Annotated in this window: 15 protein-coding genes; 10 read left to right on the top strand and 5 right to left on the bottom strand. The window is 71.7% G+C overall.

All coding sequences use genetic code 11. The annotated features are described in order from the left end of the window. Positions 1 to 804, top strand: an 804-nt coding sequence (locus MMR14E_RS13610; RefSeq protein WP_331315013.1) for a peptidylprolyl isomerase, incomplete at its 5' end; no start/stop codon positions are given. A 45-nt stretch (positions 805 to 849) separates the two neighbouring features. Here MMR14E_RS13610 and MMR14E_RS13605 read toward each other — a convergent pair. Together MMR14E_RS13605 and hemH are read right to left on the bottom strand one after the other, a co-directional pair. Continuing rightward, positions 850 to 1,008 carry a hypothetical protein gene (locus MMR14E_RS13605; protein WP_012317739.1) on the bottom strand — a complete coding sequence of 53 codons (159 nt, stop codon included), beginning with the start codon at positions 1,006 to 1,008 and terminating at the stop codon, positions 850 to 852. Between the two features lie 93 nt (positions 1,009 to 1,101). Then, complete coding sequence (hemH, locus tag MMR14E_RS13600; RefSeq protein ID WP_331315012.1) at positions 1,102 to 2,184, bottom strand: ferrochelatase; 1,083 nt, start codon at positions 2,182 to 2,184, stop codon at positions 1,102 to 1,104. A 284-nt stretch (positions 2,185 to 2,468) separates the two neighbouring features. On the opposite strand from hemH, the gene MMR14E_RS13595 reads away from it, so the two are divergent. Continuing rightward, the gene (locus MMR14E_RS13595) at positions 2,469 to 3,158 is read left to right on the top strand and encodes a uracil-DNA glycosylase (RefSeq protein WP_331315010.1); all 690 of its coding nucleotides are present in this window, start codon (positions 2,469 to 2,471) and stop codon (positions 3,156 to 3,158) included. A gap of 25 nt (positions 3,159 to 3,183) precedes the next feature. On the opposite strand, the gene MMR14E_RS13590 is transcribed toward MMR14E_RS13595, so the two are convergent. Beyond that, positions 3,184 to 3,597 carry a hypothetical protein gene (locus MMR14E_RS13590; protein WP_331315008.1) on the bottom strand — a complete coding sequence of 138 codons (414 nt, stop codon included), beginning with the start codon at positions 3,595 to 3,597 and terminating at the stop codon, positions 3,184 to 3,186. Positions 3,598 to 4,071: 474 nt separating this feature from the next. On the opposite strand from MMR14E_RS13590, the gene MMR14E_RS13585 reads away from it, so the two are divergent. The 4 genes from MMR14E_RS13585 to MMR14E_RS13570 all read left to right on the top strand — a co-directional run bounded on the left by MMR14E_RS13585 (position 4,072) and on the right by MMR14E_RS13570 (position 7,219). Next, a complete protein-coding gene (locus MMR14E_RS13585; protein ID WP_331315006.1) occupies positions 4,072 to 4,341 on the top strand; it encodes a hypothetical protein in 270 nt (89 codons plus the stop codon). 115 nt (positions 4,342 to 4,456) lie between these two features. Next, the gene (locus MMR14E_RS13580) at positions 4,457 to 5,269 is read left to right on the top strand and encodes an enoyl-CoA hydratase (protein ID WP_331315005.1); all 813 of its coding nucleotides are present in this window, start codon (positions 4,457 to 4,459) and stop codon (positions 5,267 to 5,269) included. A 127-nt stretch (positions 5,270 to 5,396) separates the two neighbouring features. Then, entirely contained in the window at positions 5,397 to 5,717 is a 321-nt protein-coding gene (locus MMR14E_RS13575) for a hypothetical protein (RefSeq protein ID WP_331315004.1), read from the top strand. 65 nt (positions 5,718 to 5,782) lie between these two features. Then, on the top strand, positions 5,783 to 7,219 hold the full coding sequence (locus MMR14E_RS13570) for a phospholipase D-like domain-containing protein (RefSeq protein WP_331315003.1): 1,437 nt from the start codon (positions 5,783 to 5,785) through the stop codon (positions 7,217 to 7,219). Here MMR14E_RS13570 and MMR14E_RS13565 read toward each other — a convergent pair. After that, positions 7,137 to 7,922 carry an endonuclease/exonuclease/phosphatase family protein gene (locus tag MMR14E_RS13565; RefSeq protein ID WP_331315002.1) on the bottom strand — a complete coding sequence of 262 codons (786 nt, stop codon included), beginning with the start codon at positions 7,920 to 7,922 and terminating at the stop codon, positions 7,137 to 7,139. The genes MMR14E_RS13570 and MMR14E_RS13565 overlap by 83 nt on opposite strands. 535 nt (positions 7,923 to 8,457) lie before the next feature. Here MMR14E_RS13565 and secA point away from each other — a divergent pair. From secA to MMR14E_RS13545, 4 genes are all read left to right on the top strand, one after another. Then, positions 8,458 to 11,349 carry a preprotein translocase subunit SecA gene (secA, locus tag MMR14E_RS13560; RefSeq protein ID WP_331315001.1) on the top strand — a complete coding sequence of 964 codons (2,892 nt, stop codon included), beginning with the start codon at positions 8,458 to 8,460 and terminating at the stop codon, positions 11,347 to 11,349. Between the two features lie 7 nt (positions 11,350 to 11,356). Then, entirely contained in the window at positions 11,357 to 12,028 is a 672-nt protein-coding gene (gene bioD, locus MMR14E_RS13555; RefSeq protein WP_331315000.1) for a dethiobiotin synthase, read from the top strand. 113 nt (positions 12,029 to 12,141) lie between these two features. Further along, positions 12,142 to 14,085 carry a KUP/HAK/KT family potassium transporter gene (locus tag MMR14E_RS13550; protein WP_331314998.1) on the top strand — a complete coding sequence of 648 codons (1,944 nt, stop codon included), beginning with the start codon at positions 12,142 to 12,144 and terminating at the stop codon, positions 14,083 to 14,085. A 307-nt stretch (positions 14,086 to 14,392) separates the two neighbouring features. Next, positions 14,393 to 14,797, top strand: a complete 405-nt coding sequence (locus MMR14E_RS13545) for a CsbD family protein (protein WP_331314996.1) — start codon at positions 14,393 to 14,395, stop codon at positions 14,795 to 14,797. Between the two features lie 109 nt (positions 14,798 to 14,906). Here MMR14E_RS13545 and tolB read toward each other — a convergent pair whose 3' ends face one another. Then, positions 14,907 to 16,244 carry a Tol-Pal system beta propeller repeat protein TolB gene (gene tolB / locus MMR14E_RS13540; protein ID WP_331314994.1) on the bottom strand — a complete coding sequence of 446 codons (1,338 nt, stop codon included), beginning with the start codon at positions 16,242 to 16,244 and terminating at the stop codon, positions 14,907 to 14,909. Positions 16,245 to 16,291 lie beyond the last annotated feature (47 nt).

The following is a 16,291-nucleotide window of genomic DNA, read 5'->3' as shown; positions in this document are numbered from 1 at the left end:
GCTTCCCCCGCGGCGGCCCCGGCCGCGGCGCCGAGCGCGGACGCGGTCGTGGCGAGCGTGAACGGCAAGCCGATCACGCAGGGCGACCTCGCCATCGCGGCCGACGACCCGGCCCTGTCGCTGCCCGGCGTCGACGAGGCCCAGAAGAAGAACCTGCTCGTCGACTACATGGTCGACCTGCGCGTCGGCGCGCAGGCCTCCGAGGCCGCCAAGATCGGCGACACGCCTGAGTTCAAGCGCAAGCTCGCCTACTTCCGCGACAAGCTCCTGCTCGACGACTACCTGGAGCAGGAGGCCAAGCGCGCGGTCACGCCCGAGGCGGAGCACGCGATCTACGACCAGACCGTCAAGCTGATGAAGCCCGAGGAGGAGGTGCACGCGCGCCACATCCTCGTGGACAACGAGGCCGAGGCCAAGAAGATCGCCGCGCGGATCAAGGGCGGCGAGGATTTCGCCAAGGTCGCCGCCGAGGCGTCGAAGGATCCGGGCTCGAAGGCCGAGGGCGGCGATCTCGGCTGGTTCACCAAGGAGCGGATGGTGCCCGACTTCGCCAACGCCGCCTTCGCGATGAAGCCCGGCCAGGTGTCCGACCCGATCAAGACCCAGTTCGGCTGGCACGTGATCAAGGTCGAGGAGAAGCGGACCAAGCCGCAGCCGACCTTCGACGAGCTCAAGGAGCAGATCGACCAGCACCTGATCCGCAAGGCGCAGCAGGACATGATCCTGAAGCTCCGCTCGGAGGCCAAGATCGACCGCGCCGACGCGCCCCCGGCCGCGCAGACCGCGCCCGAGCCGAAGAAGTGACGGTCTGAGACTGACCGGCGCGGCCCCGGGGGCCGCGCCGCGTCGTCAGTACGGCCGATCGGGAACGAGGTAGCTGGACTGCGCCGGCGCCGGCTGGGGCGTGATCCCGAGCGCCGAGAGTTCGGCGCTGCGGCGCCCCTCGGCGATCCTGTCGAGCACCGCGATCAGCAGCCACGGGCACGCGATGCCGATGAAGAACGCCATGTGATCCTCCCGCGCCGAACCGAGGGGCCCGTTCGGCTTAGGAAAATAATAGGCGGGCCGGGCCGCGCCGCAAGCGGCACACCGGCCGGGATCTCAGATCCAGCCCTGGAGCTCGCGGCGGACGACGTGCTCGATCACCCGCATGCCGAGGTCGCTGTCGTTCAGGCAGGGGATGTAGGCGAAGCGCTCGCCGCCGTTCTCCTCGAAGTAGTGGCGGTTCTCGCCGTCGAGCTCCTCGAGGGTCTCCAGGCAGTCCGCCGTGAAGCCCGGGGCGACGATCGCCATCCGCTTCACGCCCGACTTCGCGAGCTCCATCACGGTCTCGTCGGTGTAGGGCTTCAGCCACTCCTCGTTGCCGAAGCGCGACTGGAAGGTCACGCGCATCTTGTCCGGCGACAGGCCCAGCGCCTCGCGGATCAGCCGCCCGGTCTTGTGGCACTGGCAATGGTACGGGTCGCCCTTGAGCAGATAGCTCCGCGGCACGCCGTGGAACGAGGTGAGGATCACCTCCGGCTCGAAGTCGAGCTTGGCCAGACCCTCGCGGATCGAATCGGCCATGGCGGCGATGTAGACCGGGTCGTCGTGATAGGGCGGCGAGACGCGGACGGTGGGCTGCCAGCGCATGTCCATCAGCGCCCGGAAGGCCTGGTCGCAGGCCGTGGCCGAGGTCGCGGCGGCGTATTGCGGGTAGAGCGGCACCAGCAGGATGCGGTCGCAGCCCTGATCGAGCAGCGCCTGGATCCGGCCGGCGACCTCGGGCTTGCCGTAGCGCATCGCCCAGTCGACGACCACGGACTCGCCCATGGCCGCCTGCAGGCGCTCGCACTGGCCGCGGGTGATCGTCTTCAGCGGCCCCTCGTTGAGCGCGTTGTTCCAGACGCTGGCGTAGTCGCGGCCCTTCGGCCCGGGGCGCTTCGTCAGGATGATCAGGTTGAGGAGCGGCCACCAGATCAGCCGGGGCACCTCGATCACCCGGCGGTCCGACAGGAACTCCTTGAGGTACCGGCGCATCGGCCAGTAGGACGTGCCCTCGGGCGTCCCGAGATTCATCAGGAGCACACCGACGCGGCCCCAGGCGACCTTCGGGTGGTCGGCCGGAAGGGTATCCGACGCGGGCTGCAGCGGTGCGAGGGGCCGGCCATTCGCCAGCGCGGCGGGTTCGACGCGTTCGTTCATGGCAGCGTTCCGGCGCCGCGCGCCGAGATCCTTCCTCTGGTTTCCGACATCCGGCGGCCGGCGCGTTCGCCTGAACCGGGCCGGAGGCTTAAAACTCCGTCGGGTGCGCTTCCATGTAGGGTGCGAAGCCGCCCTGCGAAGACCGGACGCGCGATGCCGCACCGCGATCGGCGGCACGCTCGACCCCCGTCCCTAAACACGGGCGGCTCCCGGCCGCAACCGCCGCGCCCATGACGGCGCCCGCCCGCCCCCTATCTGCGCGGGGGATCCGACCGCGAGAGACCATGATCGACACGCCCGTCGCCGACGCCCTCACCGCCTTCCGCGCCTCCGGCTCGTCGTGGCTCGGCCTGCCCTTCTTCGCCGACGGGGAGGCCGACGCCGTGGCGGCGCGGGTCGATGCGCGAATCGCCGCGGGCGCGCGCGTGCTGCCCGCGCCGGACCGGATCTTCCGCGCCCTGTCCGAGACCCCGCTTCAGGAAGTGCGCGTCGTCATCCTCGGGCAGGATCCGTACCCGACCCCGGGGGACGCCAACGGTCTCGCCTTCTCGTTCGTGGGCGCCGGCCGCCTCCCCGCCTCGCTGAAGGCGATCCTGGCGGAGGCGGGCTCCGACCGCGCCGCGGGCGGCGACCTGACGCCCTGGGCGCGGCAGGGCGTGCTGCTGCTCAACAGCGCGCTCACCGTCGAGGCCGGCAAGGCCGGGGCGCATCTGCGCTACGGCTGGGCCGCGCTGACCGACGCGGCGGTGCGCGCCGTCGCGGCGCGTCCGGAGCCCGCGGTGTTCCTGCTCTGGGGCGCCCAGGCGCGGGCCAGGGCCGCGCTGATCGACGCCACCCGCCACGGCGTGTTCGAGAGCGGACACCCCTCGCCGCTCAACCGCGCCCGGGATTTTCCCGGTTCCGACCCGTTCGGCCGGGCCAACCAGTGGCTCGTGGCGCGCGGGTGCCGGCCGATCGACTGGCGCCTCGGCTGAGGGCGGTCGCGCTTCCGGGCGTGACCTATTGCGGCTTCGCGGGCGCGGCGGGCTTTGCGGGCGCGGCAGGTTCCTGGCCCGCGGGCAGGAGGACGTTCTTGGCCACCGTTCCCTCGGGCCCGTACTCCCCCGCGACCGCGATGCAGGCCTGGTCGCGGTTCTGCGCCATCTGATTCGACATCAGCGTGAACATCGTCTGCACCCGGTTGCCGAACGGACCCCGCGGCTGAACGTCGGCGATCTGCACGTTCTGCTTCGCCAGCAGGGCCTCGAACTGGTCGCTGCCGATCCGATAGCCGCAGACATTCGACGCCGCGAAGATGTAGGCGGCGAATTCCAGGGCCCGGGGTGCCGGGGCGTTCCGGATCTGCGCCTGCGCCGGCAGGGCCGCGAGCGTGGCGGCGGCGAGGAGGGAGATCCGGGTCGTTGTGGAGCGCATGCGCGGCGGTTCCTCGATCGGGGCAGCCTCTGGCGGGCGGCCTCTGGCGGGCGGGACATAGGCCGGACCCGCGCGCGCGCCAATGCGACCGAAGATGCGGGCAATTCGGCCGTCCCCGTTCACGGCCCGTTGGCCATAGGCCCAGTCGGCCGGCCCGCGCGCCGACGAAAAAGCGGTCGTTTTTCCACGGAAAGCCGGCGCGTGAGAGAGTGTTAACCTGCTCGCGTCACGCCAGGGCCTGCAGTGTGTCCAAATTCAGGCGGTCCGCATCGCATGTACGGCGTCCAATCCCCGGCGGCCTCCATCCCTCTCCCGGCTCGAGACGCCGACCGGCGCGCCCGGCCGGGCGCGCAAGGAGCCGCCAGCGCGGAGCGGCGTGTCGGGCCGGCCGTCCCGGTCGCCGCGGTCTGTCCGCACCGCTTCTCGCGCTGGGCCTGGGGCGAGGGCCTGCGGGCCGGTCAAACCGTCGCGCTCATGGTTCAGGATCTCGGGCAGGCGGAGGCCATGCGCCTCGGCCTCACCCGCCTCGGCCTGCGCGTCGTCTGCCTCGACTGCGCCGGCCGCGACCAGGCGCTGGCCGACAGCCTGTCCGCGTCGGACGCCGCGCTGGTGGTGGTCGATACGGCGCTCGCCGACGCCTATGCCGGCGTGATGGGCCGGCTCGCCGCCTATCCGGCGGTGTGGTGGAACGGTCCGGGCGCCGACTACGCGAGCCTCGACCTCGCCCTGGCCGAGCAGGCCTGACAGCCTCCTCACCGCCGACGGCAGGTCGCGGCGTCGCGAACCTGAGATCGGCGTGCTACCGTCCGGCGACGCGACCGGCCCCGCGCCAGGGAGGCCGGCGCCGGGAGACGCCGCCATGTCCGCAGCCCTTGCCACGGCCCCAGCCGCCAGCCCGGAGGCGCCGGTGCTGCTGCGCAGCGACGCCGACGGGGTCGCGACGCTGACGCTGAACCGGCCGCAGGCGCGCAACGCCCTTTCGATGGCTCTGATGGGCGCTCTCCTGGCCCAGCTCGACGCGATCCGCGCGGATCCGTCCGTGCGCGTCGTGATCCTGCAGGGCGCCGGCCCCGCCTTCTGCGCCGGCCACGACCTCAAGGAGATGCGTGCCGACCCGTCCCGCGAAGCCACCGAGGCGGTCTTCCGCACCTGCGCCCGGCTGATGCTGAGCCTCACGCGCCTGCCGCAGCCGGTGATCGCCCGGGTGCACGGGATCGCCACCGCCGCCGGGTGCCAGCTCGTCGCCACCTGCGATCTCGCCGTCTGCGCCGAAGACGCCCGCTTCGCCACGCCCGGTGTTCAGATCGGACTGTTCTGCTCGACCCCGATGGTCGCCCTGTCGCGGGCCGTGTCGCGCAAGGCCGCCCTGGAGATGCTGCTGGTCGGCGAGCCGATCGACGCCGCTGAGGCCGTGCGGATCGGCCTCGTCAACCGCGCCGTGCCGCAGGCGGAGCTCGACGCGGCGGTGGGCGCCCTCGCGGCCCGGATCGCCGGGAAGGCCCGGCGCGTCCTGGCGATCGGCAAGGAGGCGTTCGGCCGGCAGATCGAGATGGGCCTGGAGGACGCCTACGGCTACACGGCCGAGGTCATGGTCCGGAACATGATGATGGCCGACGCGCAGGAGGGGATCGACGCCTTCCTGGGCAAGCGGCCGCCCCGCTGGGAGCCGTGAGCCGGCCTCCTGGCGCGATACGACGCAGGCCGTTCGGCGCGTGGCGCGTAGGTGATGGCGCCGCCCTGCCCTAGGATCAGGGTCTGTCCGATCCTGCCGGGCTCGGCGCCGCAACGCGGAACGGCTGATGAGCACCCTCGACCTGCTCGGTCTGACGCTGTCCTTCTACGGCACGATGCCGCCGCCGCGCCCGCCGCGGCCGAACCGCAACGGCGCGACCTGGGCCGCCGCCGTGATCTTCGGCGGCGTCTGCATCGCGACCATCGGGCCGATGATCACCATCTGGAGCTTCCACCGGCCCTACGCCGAGGCCAAGGCGCGCTGCATCGCCTCCGGCGGCCGGGTCCTGTACGGGGCCCTCGACGGCAGCGGACCCTATCGCTGCGAGCGGCCCGCGGCCGCCGCGGCCGCCGCACCCATTGCGCATCCGGCCAAGCCGGCGGATTGATCCCCCCGGCGCACGGGCTTTAGGTCGATCCGGCGCCTCCCGACGCGAACCCGGATAGCCTCACCTTGGAAAACGCGATCACCCGCTGGGTCCAGTCGACCGCCCTGATGCGGTCGGATGTCGAGGCCCTGATCGGCTTCGCGCTGGCGATCGGCGTCACCCTGCACGCCCTGCTGCGCAAGCGCCGGGTCAGCGTGGCGGTGGGCTGGATCGGGCTCGCGTGGCTGTCGCCGATCTTCGGCACCGCCCTGTACCTGACCTTCGGCATCAACCGCGTCTCGCGCCGCGCGCGGCGGCTGCGGACCAAGCCCTCCGACGCGACGCAGCTGCCCGACACCGACGACGCCGTGGTGCCGGAGGCGCTCTGGCCCCTCGACCGCGCGATCCGCCGGATCACCGGCCTGCCGGCCTTCGCGGGCAACACCGTGCAGATGTTCCGCAACGGCGACGCGGCCTACCCGGTGATGCTCGCGGCGATCCGCGAGGCCCGGACCAGCATCGGTCTGTCGAGCTACATCTTCCGGGACGACGCCACCGGCGGCGCGTTCTGCGACGCGCTGGTCGAGGCGCAGGCCCGGGGCGTGAAGGTCCGCGTCATCATCGACGGGATCGGCGGCGGCTACTTCCGGGCGCCGGTCTACCGGCGGCTGACGGCCGCCGGGGTGCCGGCGGCCCTGTTCATGCACTCCGCCCTCCCCTGGCGGATGCCCTTCCTCAACCTGCGCTCGCACAAGAAGCTGCTGGTCATCGACGGGCGGACCGCCTTCACCGGCGGCCTCAACATCTCCCACCCGAACCGCGTCGCCCTGAAGCCCGAGCACCCGATCCGGGACACCCATTTCCGGATGACCGGCCCCGTGGTCGAGCAGCTCGCCGTCGCCTTCGCGGCCGACTGGGCCTTCGTGGACGGCGAGATCCTCGACGGCCCCCCGTGGTTCGTCGACCTCGAGCCGTGCGGACCGAGCGTCGCCCGGGCGGTGACCTCCGGCCCGGACGCGGACGTCGAGAAGATCGAGCAGGTCATCCTCCAGGCGCTGGCCTGCGCGCGCCGGTCGGTGCGCTTCGTGACGCCCTACTTCCTGCCCGACGAGCTGGTGACCGGCGCCCTCGCCCAGGCCGCGACCCGGGGCATCACCGTCGACGTGATCATCCCGCGGGTCAGCGACCACCCGTACATCGACTGGGCGACCCGGGCGCATCTCGACCCGCTGCTGCGGGCCGGCGTGAACGTCTGGCTCGACGAGCCGCCCTTCGACCATTCCAAGGCGATGGTGGTCGACGACGTCTGGTGCTTCGTCGGCAGCGCCAACTGGGACATGCGCAGCTTCCGGCTCAACTTCGAGCTGAATGTCGAGATCATCGACGCGGAGCTCGCGGCCGACCTCGACCGGTTCATGCGCGGCAAGATGCAGGCGCGGCTCAGCCGGGAGGATCTCGCCGCGCGCGTCCTGCCGATCCGTCTGCGCGACGCAGGCGTGCGACTGCTGCTGCCATACCTTTGAACCGGGCGGGGGCGTGCGCCTCCGGCGCCGGGCCCAGATGGACGACGATCGGCCGGTGATCGGAGCGCCCCCGCGGCAGCACCGCGTGCGCGTGGCAGACGAGCCCGCGGGCGAGGCAGCGGTCGAGGCGCAGCGGCAGGACCTCGACCATCGCGTGGGTCGATTGCCGCGGCCCGACGTCGCGGAAGCCCGGGATCAGCGCCGGGCCGACGATGTTGTAGTCGCCGAGCACGGCCGCCCGCGGCGGCAGCTCGCTGACGATGCGGCGGAGCTGGCGCCGGTTCAGCATCTGACCGTGCGACAGGTGGACGTTGGCCACGCCGAACTCGCCGAGATCGAGGATCTGGCAGACTCGGTGCACGAGGGCGCCGGACGGCAGCGCGATGACCCGGGGCGGGGCCGCCCAGGGCTTCGGGCTCCACATGGCGAGCCCGTGGATCCGGCCCGGCAGGGGCGCCCAGGCGTAGTGGCCGCCGATCCGGTCCAGCAGGAAGCCGATGGCGCGGGTCGCCTCCTGCATCAGCAGCAGGTCTGGCTTCTCCTGCGCCACCAGGGCGGCGACGTCGTCCACCGCCGCGCCGGTGCGCCGCAGCAGGTTCCAGCTCACGATCTTGAAGGGCTGGTGCGGCCGCTCGGCGGGGCGGATCGGCGTGACGGCTGACGGTGCGGGGACGGAGCGGGCCGGGCGTGCAGCAGGATTCATCGGGCCGGTCTCGTACCTCAACGCGCGGCGCTCCCGCCACCGCCACGCTCTAACGCGCCCGGAGCCGGGACGTTCGACCGCGCTCGCGCCGGACCCGGGCGTGCCGCGGCCGGCCGGGTCGCGGTCCGACCCGCCCGCCCAACGGGGGAAGCGGCGGCCGGCGTGCCGGCGGCCGGGGTCGGGGCCTTCTGGGGCGCCTGGGCCAGCGCCAGTCCCGGCATCGCGATCATGACGGCGAGCGCGCTGACGCGCCGGAGAAGGGCGGTGTTCGGCATACGGGCGAAGTCCTCGGCTCACGTCTCGGCGGCGCGCCGGATCGGCCGGGGCCGCGCCGCGGCACAGGTGGCCCGCGTCGGGCGAGAAGGCAAGCGCGGCCATTTCACCGGTGCCGGAACCGTGACCGTACCGGCATGCGTTGAGGGCTGCCCCTTCCAGGTGCGCCGGGCGATGTTTACCTCTATAAGCCCGGCCAACTCCGTCCAGGCCGGCCCGCCACGCTCACCCGTGGGCGGGCTCGCGCGTCCGCAGGTCCACGATGCTCGGCTCCATCGCCAAGAAGATTTTCGGCTCCTCGAACGACCGCCGCGTCAAGGGCTACCGCCCGCGCGTCGCGCAGATCAACGCGCTGGAACCGGAGATCCAGGCCCTCTCGGACGAGGCCCTGCGCGCCCGCACCGACATGCTGAAGGCCGAACTCGCCAACGGCAAGAGCCTCGACGACATCCTCGTGCCGGCCTTCGCCACGGTGCGCGAGGCGGCCAAGCGCGTCTTCGGCCAGCGCCACTTCGACGTGCAGCTCATCGGCGGCATGGTGCTCCACGAGGGCGGCATCGCCGAGATGAAGACTGGCGAGGGCAAGACCCTGGTGGCGACGCTGCCGGTCTACCTCAACGCCCTGGAGGGCAAGGGCGTCCACGTCGTGACCGTGAACGACTACCTCGCCTCGCGCGACGCCGAGTGGATGGGTCAGGTCTACCGGTTCCTGGGCCTCTCCGTCGGCACGATCGTGCACGGCCTCGACGATGCGCAGCGCAAGGACGCCTATGCCTGCGACATCACCTACGGCACCAACAACGAGTACGGGTTCGACTACCTGCGCGACAACATGAAGTACGAGATGTCCCAGCTGGCGCAGCGGGGGCACAACTTCGCGATCGTCGACGAGGTCGATTCGATCCTGATCGACGAGGCGCGCACGCCGCTGATCATCTCCGGTCCGGTCGACGACCGGTCGGAACTCTACGTGGCGGTCGACGCGCTGATGCCGCGCCTGCGCAAGGAGTTCTACGACCTCGACGAGAAGCAGCGCACGGTCTCGCTGACCGAGGAGGGCAACGAGTTCATCGAGGAGGCGATGCGCGAGGCGGGCCTCCTGAAGGAGGGCGACCTCTACGACGCCCACAACGTCACGCTGGTCCATCACGTGAACCAGGCGCTTCGCGCCCACACGCTGTTCACCCGCGACAAGGACTACATCGTCAAGAACGACGAGGTGGTGATCATCGACGAGTTCACCGGCCGCATGATGCAGGGCCGGCGCTACTCGGAGGGGCTGCACCAGGCGCTCGAGGCCAAGGAGCGGGTCACGATCCAGCCCGAGAACCAGACGCTCGCGTCGATCACCTTCCAGAACTACTTCCGCCTGTACAAGAAGCTCGCCGGCATGACCGGCACGGCCTCCACCGAGGCCGACGAGTTCGCCGAGATCTACAAGCTCGACGTGGTCGACATCCCGACCAACAAGGAGGTCGAGCGCGTCGACGAGGACGACGAGGTCTACCGGACGGTCGGCGAGAAGTACGAGGGCATCATCGCCGAGATCGACAAGGCGCATGCGCGCCACCAGCCGATCCTGGTCGGCACCGGCTCGATCGAGAAGTCGGAGCACCTCGCCGAGATGCTCAAGAAGGCCGGCTACAGCCTGCTCGACTATTCCGACCCGAACGCGCTGACCGACGTCTACGCCGCCGCCCGCGAGGGCCGGGTGACCAAGCGCTTCGCCGTGCTGAACGCCCGCTTCCACGAGCAGGAGGCCTACATCGTGGCCGAGGCGGGCGTGCCGGGCGCGATCACCATCGCCACCAACATGGCCGGCCGCGGCACCGACATCAAACTCGGCGGCAACCTCGAGATGCGGATCGAGAAGGAGCTGGGGCACCTCGCCGATGGTCCGGAGCGCGACGCCGCCATCGCGGCGATCAAGGCGGAGATCGCCGAGAACCGCACCAAGGTGCTGGCGTCCGGCGAGCCGGCCGATCCGGAGGCGGGTCGCAAGAAGGCGCTGCCCGGCGGCCTCTACATCATCGGCACCGAGCGCCACGAATCGCGGCGCATCGACAACCAGCTCCGCGGCCGCTCCGGCCGCCAGGGCGATCCCGGCCGCTCGAAGTTCTACCTGTCGCTTCAGGACGACCTGATGCGGATCTTCGGCTCCGACCGCATGGACGGGATGTTGCAGAAACTCGGCCTGGAGCAGGGCGAGGCGATCATCCACCCCTGGATCAACAAGGCCATCGAGAAGGCGCAGCAGAAGGTCGAGGCGCGCAACTTCGACATGCGCAAGAACGTGCTCAAGTACGACAACGTCATGAACGACCAGCGCAAGGTCGTGTTCGAGCAGCGCCGCGACTTCATGGGCCAGGACAGCGTCCGCGAGACCGTGGACGAGATGCGCGAGGGCGTGATCGACGATCTCGTCACCCGGCACATCCCGGAGAACGCCTACGCCGAGCAGTGGGACGTCGCCGGCCTGCGCGAGCAGGTGAAGGACATCCTCAACCTCGACGTGCCGGTCGAGGATTGGGCCAAGGAGGAGGGCATCGCCGACGAGGAGATGCGCGAGCGCCTGCTCAAGGCGGCCGAGGCGGCCTACGCCGAACGGACCGAGAAGAACGGCGCCGAGGTCACGGCCTATATCGAGAAGCAGGTCCTGCTGCAGACGCTCGACCATCTCTGGCGCGAGCACCTCGTGACGCTGGACCACCTCCGGCAGGTGATCGGCTGGCGCGGCTTCGCCCAGCGCGACCCGCTGAACGAGTACAAGTCCGAGGCTTTCGACCTGTTCAACGGGCTCGTGACCGCCCTGCGCGAGCAGGTCACCGCGCAGCTCTCGCGAGTCGAGATCATGATGCAGGAGCCGCCGGCGGACTACCCGGCCGGCGGTCCGGCGCTGCCGCCGATGTTCGCCCAGCATCTCGACCCGGTCACCGGCGAGAACGAGATGGACTACGCCGGCCTCGGCTCGGGCAGCGACGGCGGCGGGGGCCCGGCCTACGGCTTCGCGGCCCAGGGCCTCGCGGCCGACGGCGCCGTGCTGGAGCGCGACCCGACCGACGCCGCCACCTGGGGCCGCGTCGGCCGCAACGAGCCGTGCCCCTGCGGCTCGGGCAAGAAGTACAAGCACTGCCACGGCACCCTCCAGGCCTGAGGCGGCGATGCCGGCGCGGGCTCTGTTCATCGCCGGGGCGGGAACCGAGATCGGCAAGACCTACGTCACCGCCGCCCTGACCCGGCGCCTGCAGGCGCAGGGACGGGCGGTGCGGACGGTGAAGCCGCTCGCGAGCGGTGTCCCGCCTCTCAGCGATCCCGGCTTCATCGAGAGCGACACAGCCCGGTTGCTGGACGCGCAGGGCCTCGCCCTGGACGAGGAGGCCGTGGAGGCCTGCTCGCCGTGGCGGTTCTCGGCACCGCTCTCGCCCGATCAGGCCGCCGTGCTGGAGGGGCGATCCCTGGACCTGGCCGACCTCGTCGGCTGGTGCCGCGATGAGATCGCCCGCACCGACGGCACGCTGCTGATCGAGGGCGTCGGCGGCCTCATGAGCCCGGTCACCGAGGCCGCCACCGGCCTGGACTGGCTGCGGGCCCTCGGCCTGCCGGCGCTGCTCGTGTCCGGGAGCTATCTCGGGGCGATCAGCCACGCGCTCACCGCCTGCGAGACCCTGCGCTTCCACGGCGTGACGCTGCGCGCCGTGGCGGTCAGCGAGAGCCCGGGCGCTCCGGCCCCCGCCGCGACCGTGGCCGCCGCGATCGCGCGGCATGCCGGGGCACCCGTCGTCTACCTGCGGCGCGGTGACGCCTGCCCGGACGAGCTGGCCGCCCTGATCTGAGCGCCATCGCGCCGTTGCTGGACGGCGCGGCCGCTGCCCCTAGCTTCACCGCTGCGGCGTCGCTTCCGGTTCCCGAATCGTCGGGGCCGGGTGGCGCCCTGGGGAGCCCTGCGGTGAGTCAGACCCTTGCGCCGGCCGCGAGTCCCCGACCCGATACCGGCACGGTCGACGCGGAAGCGGCGCGCGACCGGCTCCGGCCGGCCCTCGTCCTGGGCGCGCTGGGGGTGGTCTACGGCGACATCGGCACGAGCCCGCTCTACGCGTTCAAGGAGGCCGTGAAGGCCGCGACCAGCGGCGGCGCCTCGGTGCCGGCCGCCGCCACCGGCGCGGTGTCGCTGATCCTGTGGTCGCTGATCCTGATCGTGTCGCTGAAATACGCGGTGCTGATCCTGCGCGCCGACAACCGGGGCGAGGGCGGCATCGTCGCCATGCTGGCGCTGCTCGGTGCGCGGCAGGCCCGGCCGGGGACGTGGAAGGCGCTGCTGCTGGTGGTCGGGCTGGTGGGCGCGGCCCTGCTCTACGGCGACGGCGCGATCACGCCGGCGATCTCGGTGCTGTCGGCGATCGAGGGGCTGAAGATCGACGCGCCGGCGCTCGGGCCTTACGTGGTGCCGATCACCCTGGTGATCCTGGTCGGGCTGTTCCTGGTCCAGCACAAGGGCGTGGCCGCCATCGGCCGGGTGTTCGGGCCCGTCATGCTGGTCTGGTTCGTCGTGCTCGGGCTCCTCGGGATCGCCGGGATCGTCGCAAAACCGGAGATCCTGGCGGCGGCCAACCCGTTCCGGGCCGTCGATTTCATGCTCCACGCCGGCTGGCACGTCAGCTTCGCGATGCTCGGCGCGGCCTTCCTGGCGGTGACCGGCGGCGAGGCGATGTACGCCGATCTCGGCCATTTCGGCGCCCTGCCGATCCGCGTCGCCTGGTTCGTGCTGGTCCTGCCGGCGCTGGTGCTCAACTATTTCGGTCAGGGCGCCCTGCTGATCGCCGCGCCCGACGCCCTGGAGAACCCGTTCTTCCGCCTCTGCCCCGACTGGGGCCATCTGCCCCTCATCGCACTGGCCACGATGGCGACCATCATCGCCTCGCAGGCGATCATCTCGGGCGTGTTCTCGCTGACGCAGCAATCGGTCCAGCTCGGCTTCCTGCCGGCCATGCGCATCGTCCAGACGGCGCACGAGGAGCGCGGCCAGATCTACGTGCCGGCGGTGAACTGGCTGCTGGCCGTGGCGACCCTGACCGCCGTGGTGGTGTTCGGCTCCTCCGACGCCCTGGCCGGCGCCTACGGCATCGCCGTCTCGATGCTGATGGGCATCACCACGCTGCTCGCCGCGCTGATCGCGCTCCGCTGGGGCTACAACCCGGCCCTGGTCCTCGCGGTCAACGGCTTCTTCCTGGCCATCGACCTCGTGTTCTTCGCCGCCAACAGCGTGAAGATCCTGGAGGGCGGCTGGTTTCCCCTGGTGCTCGCCGGCCTCGTCGCCGCGATGATGCTGACCTGGAAGAAGGGCAACGAGCTGGTCGAGGAGGCGCGGGCCGCCCTGCGCCTGCCGGAGGACGTCTTCCTCGCCGGTCTGCAGCACCGCGACCTGCTGCGGCTGCCGGGCACGGCCGCGTTCCTCTCGGCGGCCGAGCACGGCATCCCGCTGCACCTCTCGCGCTTCGTGGAGCGCAACCACGCCCTGATGGCGCGCATCCTGATCATCACGGCGCTCTACGAGGAGACGCCCACGGTCCCGCGCGACCAGCGCGCCCACGTGACGATCCTGGCGCCGGATTTCTACCGGGTGATCCTGCGCTACGGCTTCATGGAGGAGGCCTCGATCCCCGAGGGGCTGGCCTGCGCGGTGGAATCGCGCCACCTGCCGCCGCACGTCCTCGACGACATGACCATCTTCGTCGGGCACGAGACGATCATCCCGCGACGGGACAAGCGGGGGATGGCGCCCTGGCGGGAGAACCTGTTCGCCTTCATGCAGCGCAACGCCGAGCGCACCGGCGCCTTCTTCGGGGTGCCGACCCGGCAGGTGGTCGAGGTCGGGACCGAGATCGAGATCTAGGCCCCGCCCAGGGATATTCCCGCGGCCCGGCAAGTCGCCGCGGCGGCGCGGCCCAGACCAGGCCGAGTTGCGGCGAGAGATCGGGACGACGGCCCGCGCGCGATGTGCATGGATCGCCCGCCCGGCATTGGCGTCGTAGTGGCCGTGGTCGTCGATCCGGCCCGGACCTGTTTCCGCCACGGGCGCGCCGAAGCACGGAAACTTGAGGCCGCGCCGCGGCGCCGCAGGGAACCGTAGCCTTCCGCCGTCGTTCCGCCCCGACGCAGGCGTCGCGCCCCCGGGGCGCGCGCCGGATAGGAGAGACAGCATGAACAGGGATCATCTCGAGGGCGGCGTCCGCCATCTGCGCGGCCGGATCAAGACGGCGGCGGGCGCGGTCCGCGGCCGGGCCGGCGATCAGCTCGACGGCGCCTACGACCAGGCCGCCGGCGCGGCCCAGTACGCCTACGGCGAGGCCCGGGACACGGTCCGCGACCTGCGCCACGGCGGCGAGCACCTCGTCGAGGAGGGTCGCGCCCGGTTCCGCGACGTCAGCGAGCGCGGGCACGCCCTGGCGGACGAGGCGCTCGAGCGCGGCCAGCACTACCGCGACCGCGCCGTGCGCCACGGCCGCACCCTCGCNCGGCATGACGGCCGCGGCGAGCGTGGCTGCGCGAGCCGGCGCCGCACAGCGCGCGAATCCCCTCTCGCGTGCGGGAGCGGGACACGGTGAGGGGGCGAGGTGCGGCCGTCACGACCGGAGCCGCCGTCCGCCCGAACCGTATCACCACGGTCGGGAACGGCCCCGGAGCCCGGCTCGTGAGCCGGGCTCCGCGACGGGCTCAGCGGCCCGACAGCAGCGGCGACCAGGTCGGGTCGGACGCGTAGGCGGGCGTCGGAACCGGTTGCTCCACCTTGCCGGTGATGTCGACCATGAACAGCTTGCCGCCGCCCTGGCCGCCCGGATCGCGGAAGAACAGCACGTACTGGCCGTTCGGCGCGAAGGTCGGGCCCTCGTTGTGGAAGCCCTCGGTGAGCACGCGCTCGCCCGAGCCGTCGGGCTTCGAGACGCAGATGGCGAAGCCGCCGTTGCGCTGGCGCGTGTAGGCGATCAGGTCGCCGCGGGGCGAGAAGGCCGGCTGCGAGGCCGAGCCGGGGCCGAAGGTGATCCGGTGCGGGTTCGAGCCGTCCGACCCCATCACGTAGACCTGCTGGGAGCCGCCGCGGTCGGACTCGAAGGCGATCTGCGACCCGTCCGGCGAGTAGGTCGGCGAGGTGTCGATCGCCATGCCGTTGGTGATCGAGCGCTGGGCCTTCGAGGCGAGGTCCATCGTCACGATGTCGGCGTTGCCGCCCTGCTGGACGCTCATCACGATCTTGCGGCCGTCCGGCGAGAAGCGCGGGCTCGCGCTCATCGAATCGACGTTGCCGAGCGCCTGGCGGGTTCCTGTCTCCAGGTTGATCATCTGCACCCGCGGCTGGTGGCCGGTGGCCTGGGCCATGAAGGCGATGTCCTGCGTGGCCGGCGAGTAGCGCGGCGCCACGATCGACATCTCGCCGGTGGTGATCGCCCGGACATTGGCGCCGTCCTGGTCCATGACCATCAGGCGCTTGCGGCGGTTCTCCTTGGGGCCGGTCTCGTCCACGAAGGCGATGCGGCTGTCGAACCACGGCCCGAGGCCGGTGATCTTGGTGTAGACCCCGTCCGAGATCAGGTGGCCGGTGCGCCGGACGTTCGCGGCGTCGGTGCCGTATTGCTGGCCGGTCATCTGCTGGCCGTTGGTCACGTCCCAGAGCCGGAACTCGACCTTGACCCGGCCGCCCTCGCGGACGACCCGGCCGGTCACGAGACCCTGCACGCCGGTGGCGCGCCACTTCTCGAAGTTCGGCGCGGCGTCGAAGTTCGGCTGCTCGGGGAAGCGGGCGTGGTCGAGCGGCGTGAAGTAGCCGGAGCGGCGCAGGTCGTTGGTGACGACGCCGGAGACGAGACCGGCGAGGCTCGGGTCGCCGCCGAAATCCGCGATGGCGATGGGCATCGGCTGGAAGTTGCCGCCGCCGATGCGCAGCTGCAGCTGCGCCTGGGCGGGCCCGGCCAGGACGGCCGTCAGCAGGGTGAAGACCGCGATCAGGCGCGCGGCGAAGGACGTCGGGAGGCGCCCGACGGAGGGCAGGTGCAGCATGGTGGGTCGGATCCGAGTGACGATCTGACGAGGCGGCCGGAACAGGG

The sequence above is a fragment of the Methylobacterium mesophilicum genome (assembly GCF_036441335.1).
GTDB classification, from domain to species: domain Bacteria; phylum Pseudomonadota; class Alphaproteobacteria; order Rhizobiales; family Beijerinckiaceae; genus Methylobacterium; species Methylobacterium mesophilicum_B.
This window is presented reverse-complemented; position numbering and strand designations above follow the sequence as displayed.

Bases quoted from the DNA above. Each gene is read 5' to 3' on its own strand.
- MMR14E_RS13605 (WP_012317739.1), bottom strand. From the start codon at position 1,008: ATGGCGTTCTTCATCGGCATCGCGTGCCCGTGGCTGCTGATCGCGGTG.
- hemH (WP_331315012.1), bottom strand. From the start codon at position 2,184: ATGAACGAACGCGTCGAACCCGCCGCGCTGGCGAATGGCCGGCCCCTC.
- MMR14E_RS13595 (WP_331315010.1), top strand. From the start codon at position 2,469: ATGATCGACACGCCCGTCGCCGACGCCCTCACCGCCTTCCGCGCCTCC.
- MMR14E_RS13590 (WP_331315008.1), bottom strand. From the start codon at position 3,597: ATGCGCTCCACAACGACCCGGATCTCCCTCCTCGCCGCCGCCACGCTC.
- MMR14E_RS13585 (WP_331315006.1), top strand. From the start codon at position 4,072: ATGGTTCAGGATCTCGGGCAGGCGGAGGCCATGCGCCTCGGCCTCACC.
- MMR14E_RS13580 (WP_331315005.1), top strand. From the start codon at position 4,457: ATGTCCGCAGCCCTTGCCACGGCCCCAGCCGCCAGCCCGGAGGCGCCG.
- MMR14E_RS13575 (WP_331315004.1), top strand. From the start codon at position 5,397: ATGAGCACCCTCGACCTGCTCGGTCTGACGCTGTCCTTCTACGGCACG.
- MMR14E_RS13565 (WP_331315002.1), bottom strand. From the start codon at position 7,922: ATGAATCCTGCTGCACGCCCGGCCCGCTCCGTCCCCGCACCGTCAGCC.
- secA (WP_331315001.1), top strand. From the start codon at position 8,458: ATGCTCGGCTCCATCGCCAAGAAGATTTTCGGCTCCTCGAACGACCGC.
- bioD (WP_331315000.1), top strand. From the start codon at position 11,357: ATGCCGGCGCGGGCTCTGTTCATCGCCGGGGCGGGAACCGAGATCGGC.
- tolB (WP_331314994.1), bottom strand. From the start codon at position 16,244: ATGCTGCACCTGCCCTCCGTCGGGCGCCTCCCGACGTCCTTCGCCGCG.